The organism is Mesobacillus sp. (genome assembly GCF_049588175.1).
GTDB lineage: Bacteria > Bacillota > Bacilli > Bacillales > Cytobacillaceae > Mesobacillus.
On record NZ_JBAVFI010000131.1, the window covers coordinates 1 to 11,051 of the forward strand.

At 41.3% G+C, this 11,051-nt stretch carries 12 protein-coding genes; all 12 read left to right on the forward strand.

The window, feature by feature from the left end:
• Nucleotides 1-727: pyridoxal phosphate-dependent aminotransferase (locus tag WB217_RS03215; protein ID WP_423990577.1), on the forward strand; the 727-nt coding region annotated here is incomplete at its 5' end.
• A gap of 15 nt (nt 728-742) precedes the next feature.
• A complete protein-coding gene (locus tag WB217_RS03220; protein ID WP_423990579.1) occupies nt 743-1,849 on the forward strand; it encodes a prephenate dehydrogenase in 1,107 nt (368 codons plus the stop codon).
• Between the two features lie 10 nt (nt 1,850-1,859).
• Complete coding sequence (gene aroA, locus WB217_RS03225; RefSeq protein ID WP_423990581.1) at nt 1,860-3,146, forward strand: 3-phosphoshikimate 1-carboxyvinyltransferase; 1,287 nt, start codon at nt 1,860-1,862, stop codon at nt 3,144-3,146.
• A 411-nt stretch (nt 3,147-3,557) separates the two neighbouring features.
• A complete protein-coding gene (locus WB217_RS03230) occupies nt 3,558-4,466 on the forward strand; it encodes a hypothetical protein (RefSeq protein WP_423990583.1) in 909 nt (302 codons plus the stop codon).
• 104 nt (nt 4,467-4,570) lie between these two features.
• The gene (locus WB217_RS03235) at nt 4,571-5,833 is read left to right on the forward strand and encodes a tetratricopeptide repeat protein (protein ID WP_423990585.1); all 1,263 of its coding nucleotides are present in this window, start codon (nt 4,571-4,573) and stop codon (nt 5,831-5,833) included.
• A 39-nt stretch (nt 5,834-5,872) separates the two neighbouring features.
• Entirely contained in the window at nt 5,873-6,427 is a 555-nt protein-coding gene (locus WB217_RS03240; protein WP_423990587.1) for a ReoY family proteolytic degradation factor, read from the forward strand.
• 174 nt (nt 6,428-6,601) lie between these two features.
• On the forward strand, nt 6,602-7,060 hold the full coding sequence (locus WB217_RS03245; RefSeq protein WP_423990589.1) for a YpiF family protein: 459 nt from the start codon (nt 6,602-6,604) through the stop codon (nt 7,058-7,060).
• Between the two features lie 153 nt (nt 7,061-7,213).
• Nucleotides 7,214-7,720, forward strand: a complete 507-nt coding sequence (locus WB217_RS03250) for a ubiquinol-cytochrome c reductase iron-sulfur subunit (protein ID WP_423990591.1) — start codon at nt 7,214-7,216, stop codon at nt 7,718-7,720.
• A gap of 3 nt (nt 7,721-7,723) precedes the next feature.
• A complete protein-coding gene (qcrB, locus tag WB217_RS03255) occupies nt 7,724-8,398 on the forward strand; it encodes a menaquinol-cytochrome c reductase cytochrome b subunit (protein WP_423990593.1) in 675 nt (224 codons plus the stop codon).
• Between the two features lie 68 nt (nt 8,399-8,466).
• Nucleotides 8,467-9,225 (forward strand): menaquinol-cytochrome c reductase cytochrome b/c subunit, encoded by a 759-nt coding sequence (locus WB217_RS03260; protein ID WP_335375683.1) that lies wholly within the window; start codon nt 8,467-8,469, stop codon nt 9,223-9,225.
• A gap of 587 nt (nt 9,226-9,812) precedes the next feature.
• The gene (locus WB217_RS03265; RefSeq protein ID WP_423990595.1) at nt 9,813-10,418 is read left to right on the forward strand and encodes a DUF1405 domain-containing protein; all 606 of its coding nucleotides are present in this window, start codon (nt 9,813-9,815) and stop codon (nt 10,416-10,418) included.
• Between the two features lie 69 nt (nt 10,419-10,487).
• The coding region (locus WB217_RS03270; protein ID WP_423990597.1) for a sporulation protein YpjB at nt 10,488-11,051 on the forward strand (564 nt) is incomplete at its 3' end.

The following is an 11,051-nucleotide window of genomic DNA, read 5'->3' on the forward strand; positions in this document are numbered from 1 at the left end:
GTGCGAAATCAGGGAAATTTCTTTAAAAGATGGAGCGCACGATTTGGACGGAATGGCTGCTGCTATTGATAAGAAAACTGCTGTCGTCTGGTTATGCTCTCCAAACAATCCAACTGGAATATATATAAAAGAAGCTGATTTGCAGGCGTTTCTTTCCCGAGTTCCAGACAACGTTCTTGTCGTGCTGGATGAAGCATATTTCGAATATGTTTCTGCAGATGACTTCCACGATTCCCTTAGGTTGCTTGAGGACTATAAAAATGTCATCGTATTAAGGACTTTTTCAAAGATATATGGCCTTGCCAGCCTGAGGGTTGGATACGGGATTGCCCATGAAGAAACGATAGCAGCACTAGAACCTGCCAGGGAGCCTTTTAATGTCAATACACTGGCACAGGCAGCTGCAATCGCCGCACTTGAGGATCAGGAATTTATTGAAAAATGTAAACAGGAAAACATGGCAGGTCTTGAACAGTTTTATCAATTTTGTGATGAAGCTGGATTGAAATATTATCCTTCCCAGGGTAACTTCATTTTGATTGATTTTGCCGCAGACGGGCAAGAGGTCTTTCAATTTCTCCTTGAACGCGGGTTTATCGTGCGTTCAGGCAAAGCACTCGGATTCCCGACCAGTGTAAGGATTACGATTGGCTCCCGGGAACAAAATGCTGGAGTAATTGAAAAAATAAAAGAATATCTACATGTTAATACAGCAATTTCTAAATAAAGGCGTTGATGCATTTTGAAAGGCCGCGTATTTATCATCGGATTAGGACTAATTGGCGGCTCGCTTGCTCTATGCATAAAGGAAGAACATCCTGAATCAAGAATCATAGGTTTTGATGCAGATGAACATCAAGTCAGTTTGGCAAAGATGCTGCAGATCATTGATGATGCAGCCGCGAGCATCGAAGCCGGAGCAGAAGAGGCTGATTTAATTATCATTGCAACGCCTGTGGAAGCAGCAGCCAAAATTCTTGAGGTCCTGGCAAATGTGCCGCTTAAGAAAGATGTCCTAGTCACTGATACAGGAAGTACTAAAGAGTATATCGCTGAAAAAGCCTCGTGCTTAACTGAAAAAGGGATTGCGTTTATAGGCGGGCACCCAATGGCTGGCTCGCATAAAAGCGGAATAACAGCTGCCAAGAAACTTCTTTTTGAAAATGCCTTTTATCTGCTGACTCCGGTACAAGGAGTTCAAAAGGATGCTGCAGACAGGCTGAAGGAATGGTTGACAGGAACAAACGCCAAATTTCTCATTGTATCCGGGAAAGAGCATGACTACCTCACTGGGGTAGTCAGCCATTTTCCTCATATCATCGCAGCTTCCCTTGTGCACCAGGCTGCCAGGGCAGATGAGGGAAATGTACTTATAACCAGGCTGGCTGCCGGCGGTTTTAGGGACATTACGAGAATTGCTTCAAGTAATCCAAAAATGTGGAGAGACATATTGCTTCAGAATCGTCCTGTACTTATTTCATTGCTTAATGAATGGCAGACTGAGATGGAGCGTGTTAAAGAAATGTTGCATGCTGGCGAAGAACGTTTGATTTATGATTACTTCGACACAGCCAAAAATTTCAGGGACGGTTTGCCATCCCGTGATAAGGGAGCTATTCCTAGTTTTTATGATTTATTTGTGGATGTTCCTGATTACCCGGGTGTCATTTCCGAGATTACTGGATATCTTGCTGATGAAAGAATCAGCATTACCAATATCCGCATCCTTGAAACAAGGGAAGATATATATGGGGTGCTTGTGATAAGCTTTCAAACACCTGAAGACCGCGCCAGTGCACAAAAATGCATTCAAAAACATACAAACTATGGTACTTCTATTGGAGAATAAGGAGCGAAGTATGTCAGTAAAGAAGCTAATAACCAAATCAACTTCATTAAAGGGTGAAATTAAAGTCCCAGGTGATAAATCGATTTCTCATAGGGCTGTTATGTTCGGCTCAATTTCAAACGGACTGACTAAGGTGACTAATTTTCTGCCTGGAGAAGATTGTTTGAGCACCATTTCTTGTTTTCGCAGTCTTGGAGTTGAAATCAATCAGAGTGGCAGTGAAGTGACGATTCGTGGTAAAGGTTTGGACGGGTTGAGGAGATCCGATCACACTTTATACGTAGGAAACTCAGGAACAACAATCCGGCTGCTTATGGGCATCCTTTCAGGCCTTTCATTCGAATCACGTCTGGAAGGTGATGAATCGATTGCTAAACGGCCGATGACGAGAGTAACAGTACCTTTATCTAAAATGGGAGCAAAGATTACCGGCAAAAACAATGGAGAATTTACGCCGTTGACTGTTAGTGGCAAGAAATTGACGGGTATTACATACGAACTTCCGGTGGCCAGTGCTCAAGTGAAATCAGCTATTTTGCTTGCTGGATTACAAGCAGAAGGGGAAACTACCGTCATTGAACCAGTGAAGACAAGAGACCATACAGAACGGATGATCAGGCAATTTGGTGGAAGTGTCGAGCAACAAGGCGATAAAGTTATTGTTAGTGGAGGACAAGAGCTTGTAGGTACGAATATAGAAGTACCAGGCGATATTTCCTCAGCCGCATTTTTCCTGGCTGCAGGAGCGATCACCCCTGGCAGTGAGATATTGCTTAAGAATGTAGGCTTGAACCCGACAAGGACTGGGATTATCGATGTCCTAAAAGAAATGGGAGCCGATCTGACAATAGAGGATTACGATCAAAAATCAGCTGAACCGGCTGGAGATATCAGAATTAAATATTCCCAGCTAAAAGGCACGACAGTGGCAGGAAAATTAATCCCAAGGCTGATTGATGAAATACCGGTAATAGCCTTGCTTGCTTCACAGGCTGAAGGCCAGACAATCATTAAAGATGCTGCTGAATTAAAGGTGAAAGAAACAAACCGGATTGATACAGTGGTGAATGAATTAACCAAACTTGGAGCTAAAATTGAAGCAACAGAAGATGGTATGATCATCGAAGGTAAAACAGACCTTAAGGGTGGTACTGTATCAACCTATGGAGACCACCGGATAGGCATGATGCTCTCAATCGCTGCCCTAATATCCAGCGAAGAAGTCAGTCTTGAAGATAGTGAGGCAGTTGCAGTATCATATCCTGGTTTTTTCGAGGACTTGGATTCTTTAAAATAAATTCTTGAAATGGTCATTTTAATCTATGGAAGGCCTATCCTGCATTTTAGGATGGCCTTTTGCTGTATTTTAAGTTTCTGAATTCCTAATTAGTAAGTATTCTGTGAAGTAATCAAGCGGGATTTTATAATTAGGTTGTGTAAAGCCCGATGTTGTTATTTGAACCCTGTTGATTGTAGTGGAAGGCGCGAAGACTCCTGCGGGAGCAGCGGGACAGGTGAGACCCCGCAGGAGCGAAGCGACGAGGAGGCTCAGCGCCAGCCCCGCGGAAAGCGAAGCGCCTGGAACGAAAATCAACAGCCTTGTTTAATAGAGCCTATAATTAGACTTAACAGAGCTTATATTTAAAGAACCGTTATATTCCTAAGTTTTCTGCATAGCTTGTCATAAGACCGATTAAGGAGTGGTTTTATGACATATATAATTGAGAATGCCCATGTGCTAAAAGGACAAGCCATATCAAATACCAGCTTGCTGGTTGATGGTGAGAGGATTATTTCTGCAAGACCTTCTTTTAATCAGTATAACTATATGCGAATGGATGCTGATGCATATATAATGACCCCTACACATGCCCTCTTTGACCCTAATCTCCCGTTAACCGGGCCTTTTAAAGAAAGAAAAGACTATTTTCTGAAAAACTTCCTCTTGCGCGGGAGTACAATTGTTTTAACAACAGTAAAGGTGCAATATGAGCGGGAACTGGATCTGAGATTGAAGCAAGCTAAAAGTGATTTGATTGACAGTCCCATCGATTATGTACTAGGGATCAGCATTCCAGCCCGTTTGCTGAATCCAGTTTTTGTAAGGAAATGTAAAAAGGCAAAAATTCCGGCGTTTTTTTTGGAAATAAGTGATATGAAAGAGCTCGACCGAATCCCGTGGGGGTGGGTCAAGGAAGCGATGTTTCCCTTTAACAGCCCGATCATACCGGTTTTTCCGGACTGTAAAAATAAAAAGGAGAAACAGCTGCAGCTAAATGTTTGGGCGGAGCGGATGAAAAGAGAAGGAATTCCTGCTGTTTACGAAGAATTAGCAGTGTTAAGTCCGATACGGAGAACTATTTTGAAGAAGATTGGAATTATTCCAGCCAAATCAAATTTACACAGCGGAGGCGAGCTGAGTTATAATTTATACCAGAAAAATGATGAGACTGCCATGCTTGATGAAAATGGGCTTTTCTCAAGCTGTTCTCATCTGCTGGCTGTTACGGTAGACAAGGGAAAAGTCATTCGAGCCGGATGCGAGGTTTATTATCGTCCTGGTAAGGGAGAGAATGTTATAATTAACACACCAGGTTTTTTTACTGATAATTACTGATTTCTGCTCCCAGAGATGCATTAATGCTTAATTTTAGTTATAAGTACTCTGTTGATTGGAGCTAAGCGAACAAATGATTGAAACTAAAAGATAGGATGATATAGATGGTCGGAGTACAAGAAATAACTGAGTTTATTGAAAATGGACAACTAGAAAAGGCGATGGCTGCTTACCAGGATATTTTGGCTAAAGGCAGTGATGAAGAAAAGTTCTTGCTTTCTGAAGAGCTTTTCCGCTTTGGATTCATGGAAGAAACGGGAGCATTGCTGGAAAGCCTTTTAAAAAGTTATCCTGATGAAGGTGAATTGCTTGTTCTGCTTGCTGAAACATGGATTGAGTTAGGTAAGGAAGAAGAAGCAATTCTTTCCCTTGAAAAAGTAAAAGCAGATGATCCATCATTTCCACAGACATTGCTGCTGTTAGCCGATATTTATCAAATGGAAGGTCTATATGAAGTTAGCGAAAATAAGCTTCTTGAGGCCAAAAGGATGCTTCCATCAGAGCCAGTGATTGACTTTGCTCTTGGTGAGCTTTATTCACATCAAGGTAAATTAATGGAAGCAATACAGTATTATGAGACTGTGCTCAAAACCAGTGAAGAAATCGGCGGAGTGAACCTTAACCAGCGCATGGCAGAAACGTTGAGTGCCGGCGGGTCATTTGAAGAAGCACTACATTATTACGAAAAGGCTATTGATCAAAAACTGGAGATAAATACTCTGTTTGGATTTGCCTTTACAGCTTTGCAGGCAGGCTATAATAAAACTGCAATCGAAAAATTTGAAGAGCTAAAGACTTTGGATCCAGAATACCATTCCCTATATTTATATCTGGCTAAATCATATGAACGGGAAGAAATGATCGAGGAAGCCTTTGAAACTGTCAAACTCGGCATTGAGCAGGATGACTTCAATAAGGATCTATATTTCTATGGTGGCAAACTGGCACTTAAGCTGCCTGATGAAGAAGCAGCGGAAAAATTGCTTCGCGAAGCAATTGCACTTGACCCTGGATTTACAGAAGGTGTACTTGTCCTGAATAAGCTATTGTTGATGCAGGAAAGACACAAAGATGTATTGGACCTTCTCCGTGAAGTGGACCTGAACGAAGAAGAAGAACCGCAGCTGCTCTGGGATGAGGCTGTTGCGTATCAGAACATTGAAGATTTTTCACAGGCATTAAACAAATATCATCTAGCATATACTTTCTTTAAAGACAACAAAGAATTTTTAACGGATTACGGATATTTTTTAATTGAAGAAGGAAAAATGGACGTGGCTGCCGAAATTTTTAGTAAGTTAGTTGAAAAAGAACCTGGCAATGAAGAATTCCGGGAGCTGTTGGATCGGTTAACGGAAAATCAGTAATCAAAAAATATTTGAGTTATGCAGAGGAGGGATTCAAAAATGACAACCCCTGTATCTGTCAACGAGAAGAAGGATTTTATCCGCTGGTTTTTGAACCATTATCAGCTGAAAAGGCGGGAATGTGTTTGGATCCTTAACTACTTGATGAGCCATGACCAGCTGATGGAGAAAGTCCATTTTGTTGAAAATGCGCAGTACTGCCCCAGGGGATTAGTTATGTCGACCCATTGCGTAGATGAAGTTCCATTCCGGTTCTTTAAAGAAAATGTAATGACGACAGACGCAGAAAAGTCTTTCCATGATATTCGTTTGAACAGGGAAGAAGAAATTTATATCCAGTTAAATTTCCATGCTTCAAACAAAGCCCACCAGTTTGCGGCGGTATTGGAAGAAAATCCTTATATGCCAGGGCAGCTTCAAATCAGTGAAAGTGACAAAATGGTTGCGGAACGGTTCCTTGAGGACAGCATCCAGAAGTTCCAGAAAGACAAACTGCTGCACTTGATTGATGAAGCATTGGACAGCCAGGACCAGGAAGCCTTTGCACATCTGACCGAACAATTAAAAAGATTAGGCGCAGTGAATTTAACATAGTCTGCTTTGATAGCAGGCTTTTTATTTTGCCTGAAAAATGTTCAATAAAATATCCTTGGATATTTCACTGCGAAATTTTCCGCTTTTTTGTCTTCAATTTCAAAACTATTCGAAAACTAAATTTAGTAATGATATTATAGATAATGGATTATCTGATAGATGGAGTTGGTTATTATGAAGTGGGTTGCTGCAGACATTGAAATGTACCAAAAGGCGGCAGAATATGTGGATACGGCTATCATACCGTTATTGCCAGTTTCTTTTGACAGTGACATGAAACAAAGTGCATCTATGGCTGAATTTGTTGGAATTCTTACTGGACAGCTTGAAAAACAGTTTAAGGGCCGTATTTTCCTTTTGCCAGCCTTTGTGTATATAAAAGGCCATTCTGGAAATCTTAATACATTGCAGGAATGGGAAAAAACTGTGTTGGACAAGCAGTTCAAGCATCTGTTTTTCGTGACCTCTGATAGCAGCTGGAGACAGCATGAGAATGAATTATCAGGAACGCTCATATGGCTGCCATCATTGCCACTAGAGCATATACAAGACCAGCAGAAAGTTTCGATTGTCGAGGACCAGGTAAAGCAGCTTTTAACGCTTTTCACTGAAAAATGGGAGCAGGAGGAATAAGCCTGTACGGTTTATCTTTGCGAAAAATGTTTTCAACATAGTATTATATTGATTTTGTAATGAGATTGATATATCATGGTTATGTCCTAGTTTTAAAATGTGTTTAAATTATGTCCGTTGGGGACTTAACTTGGGAATAGAGGGGGGAATAGCGTGAGTAAGCATCGTGTTTCAAGACGTCAATTCTTAAACTATACTCTTACAGGTGTAGGCGGTTTCATGGCTGCAGGGATGCTAATGCCAATGGTCCGATTTGCCGTAGATCCTGTGCTTAAGGGAGAAGAAGCGGGAGATTTCATCGCAACTCCATTGAAAGTTACAGAAATTACGAATGAACCGCAAAAAGTCAATTTTACATTTACACAAAAAGATGCATGGTATGAATCTGAAGAAACAGGAACTGCATGGGTTTACAAAAATGAAGAAGGGAAAATTATTGCCCTTTCACCAGTATGTAAACACTTAGGGTGTGTTGTAGCATGGAATACGGATAAACAGAATCCTAACCAATTCTTCTGCCCTTGCCATTATGGCCGTTACGAAAAGGATGGAACGAACGTGCCTGGTACACCGCCATTGGCACCTTTGGATGTATATCCAACAAAAGAAAAAGACGGATTGCTTTATGTAGGAAAAGCCAAACCACGGAAGGGGGCGTAATCATTGTTAAACAAAATTTACGATTGGGTAGATGAGCGTTTAGATATTACGCCTATGTGGCGCGATATCGCAGACCATGAAGTACCTGAGCACGTTAACCCGGCGCATCATTTTTCCGCGTTTGTTTATTGCTTTGGAGGTCTGACGTTTTTCATTACTGTAATACAGATCCTGTCTGGTATGTTCCTGACAATGTATTATGTTCCTGACATCAAGAATGCATGGGAATCTGTATATTATCTTCAAAATCAAGTAGCATTTGGACAAATTGTCCGCGGTATGCATCACTGGGGTGCGAGCCTTGTTATTGTAATGATGTTCTTACATACGCTTCGCGTGTTTTTCCAGGGAGCTTATAAAAAACCTCGTGAATTGAACTGGGTTGTCGGAGTTTTAATTTTCTTCATTATGCTTGCCCTAGGTTTAACTGGATACTTGCTTCCATGGGATATGAAAGCATTATTCGCAACGAAGGTTACTTTGCAGATTGCTGACGCGGTTCCATTAATTGGACCATATATTAAGATTCTGCTTTCTGGACATTCAACAATTGTTGGTGCACAAACCTTGACTCGTTTCTTTGCGATCCACGTATTCTTCTTGCCTGGAGCACTTTTGGGCTTAATGGGAGCGCACTTCATAATGATTCGTAAGCAAGGTATTTCTGGTCCATTGTAATAATCGATTGAAAGTGTTGTGCGGATGGAAATTCGCCCAACGATTTGGAAAAAGGAGGGGATTGCTCGATGCATCGTGGTAAAGGTATGAAGTTCGTAGGAGACTCTCGTGTTCCTGCAGAACGCAAGCCTAATATTCCGAAAGACTACTCGGAATACCCTGGTAAAACGGAAGCGTTTTGGCCTAACTTCCTGTTGAAAGAATGGATGGTTGGAGCTGTTTTCCTGATTGGATTCTTGTGCTTAACAATTGCACACCCGTCTCCGCTTGAGAGGATTGCCGACCCTACAGACACAGGATATATTCCGCTGCCAGACTGGTATTTCTTATTCTTATATCAATTGCTTAAATATTCATATGCATCTGGTCCTTATACAGTTATCGGGGCTATGGTAATACCTGGTCTCGCTTTTGGTGCACTATTGCTAGCTCCGTTCATTGACCGCGGCCCTGAACGCCGTCCATCAAAACGTCCGCTTGCAACTGGTTTTATGCTTTTGGCAATTGCTTCAATCTTCTATCTTACTTGGGAATCCGTTGCTACCCATGACTGGGAAGCTGCGAAGAAACAGGGTGAGATATCTGATGTAAAAATCGATAAAAACTCTGATGGTTATAAGATTGCCCAAGCTCAAACATGTACTTCATGTCATGGAGGAGAACTTGGCGGAGGTGCTACTGCTCCGAGTCTTGCTGCTACCAAACTGAATGCAGAAGAGATTGCTAAAGTTGCGAAAGAAGGAAGAGGCAATATGCCTGCTGTCTTCAAAGGAACTGATGAAGAACTTAAGACACTTTCTGAATTCATTGACGGCCTAAGTAAATAAGAACAAAAAGCCTGCAAGGATAACTTGCAGGTTTTTTTTACGGGATTAAAAGCTCTACTTGCAATGGGTGACGATTTCAGAACTTATCTATCTTTGATTGGAATCATCATTTATTTGGACTAGACGATTCAAATTATTCGGCTATACGAATATAGATGATTCCTGTGTAAAATCCTCAACCATACAATAAATATTTTAATATAGCCTTTTAATATTATGGCTCTGTTAACGCCCAATGTTGTTTTTTAAAACCTGTTGATTGTAGTGGAAGGCGCGAAGAATCCTCCGAAAATGTTAACGCATTTCCATCGTGCGTGGGCAGATTCGAAGAAGCTAATCAGTTTCCTGCAGACTTAGCTGGTCAGGTGAGACCTAGGTGAAATGATTCTCGTGAGGAATCATTTACACCCCGCAGGAGCGAAGCGACGAGGAGGATCAGCGCCAGCCCTGCGGAAAGCGAAGCGCCTGTAACGAAAATCAACAGCCTTGTTTAACAAAGCCAATATTATATATACAGAATACTTGCTTGGTTTCTGATCCTTAAACTGTAATAATAGAATTAGAAAACTTTGGAATGGAGAGACAAGATGTTTAAGAGAATATATCCTTTACTGGGCAATAAATCTGTACTCTGGTTATTATTTTGGGTCAATGTACTAGGGACTGCTTATGGTTACTACTGGTATAAATGGCAGCTTGTAGATACCCCGCCTGAATTCTTGCTTTTTGTACCGGACAGCCCGACAGCCAGTCTATTTTTTGTATTCGTTTTGGCAGCTTTCTTAATGGGAAGGAATTGGCCGCTAATGGAGGCCCTTGCCATTGTCAGCCTTTTTAAATATGGAATATGGGCTGTAGTGATGAATATGCTTGTTTTTTTTGTATCCGGACATCTCGACTGGATTGGATTAATGCTAATGGGTTCACACTTTGCAATGGCAGTGGAGGGTGTGCTGTATGCACCTTTTTACCGAATGAAGGCGTGGCACTTGATAGTGGCAGCTATTGTTGTCCTGCATAACGAAATGATCGACTATGTGTTCATGATGATGCCAAGGTACCATTCGCTAGATTTATACATGGACCAAATCGGCTACTTTACATTCTGGCTCAGTATTCTGTCAGTTGGCATCGGATATTATTTTAGCCTTCGCCCAGGCAGATTTTCCATATCTATAAAAACATTCCGATAAGACTCAAATTCTGGTCTAACCTTGTCCACCCTATCATACATTTTAATAGTATTTAGAGGGGGGACAGGAATGAAAGCAAAATTTTTCTTATTATTTTCGGTGCTGCTTATGCTTGCGCCGTTAGCAGCATATGCCGAAACAACGTCGCCTGTAGAACAGCTTGATGAGATTTCTGATGAAGCTCTGCAAATGGCCAAGCTTCATCGCTATGATGATGCAAACAGGATCCTGAAACACTTTTCAGAAGAGTTTCTTACGGTTACAGGGAACGGCAGGCCATTTTCGATGGATGAGCTTAGAATTATAACCGTTGCTCATGAAGAAGCAATTGAAGCAATGGCAAATGCTGAAATGGGCGATAATGAAAGAATGAACAAGGTCACTAAATTCAGACTTGCCATCGATGCTATAGCATCTACACACCAGCCGTTATGGACAGAGATGGAAGGACCAATCATGACGGTGTTCAACGAAGTAAAAACAGCTGCAAGTGAAGGTGATAATGACCAATTTCATTCAAACCTTAACTCATTTATGTCTTTATATAATGTAATTTATCCAAGCATGAAGATCGATATTAATCCTGAGACCATCCAAAAAATTGACGCTAAGGTAAGTTTCATAGATCAGTAC

Excerpts from the sequence above, each read along its gene's own strand:
- WB217_RS03245 (WP_423990589.1), top strand. The coding sequence starts at position 6,602 with ATGAAGTGGGTTGCTGCAGACATTGAAATGTACCAAAAGGCGGCAGAA.
- aroA (WP_423990581.1), top strand. The coding sequence starts at position 1,860 with ATGTCAGTAAAGAAGCTAATAACCAAATCAACTTCATTAAAGGGTGAA.
- WB217_RS03240 (WP_423990587.1), top strand. The coding sequence starts at position 5,873 with ATGACAACCCCTGTATCTGTCAACGAGAAGAAGGATTTTATCCGCTGG.
- WB217_RS03265 (WP_423990595.1), top strand. The coding sequence starts at position 9,813 with ATGTTTAAGAGAATATATCCTTTACTGGGCAATAAATCTGTACTCTGG.
- WB217_RS03235 (WP_423990585.1), top strand. The coding sequence starts at position 4,571 with ATGGTCGGAGTACAAGAAATAACTGAGTTTATTGAAAATGGACAACTA.
- WB217_RS03230 (WP_423990583.1), top strand. The coding sequence starts at position 3,558 with ATGACATATATAATTGAGAATGCCCATGTGCTAAAAGGACAAGCCATA.
- WB217_RS03260 (WP_335375683.1), top strand. The coding sequence starts at position 8,467 with ATGCATCGTGGTAAAGGTATGAAGTTCGTAGGAGACTCTCGTGTTCCT.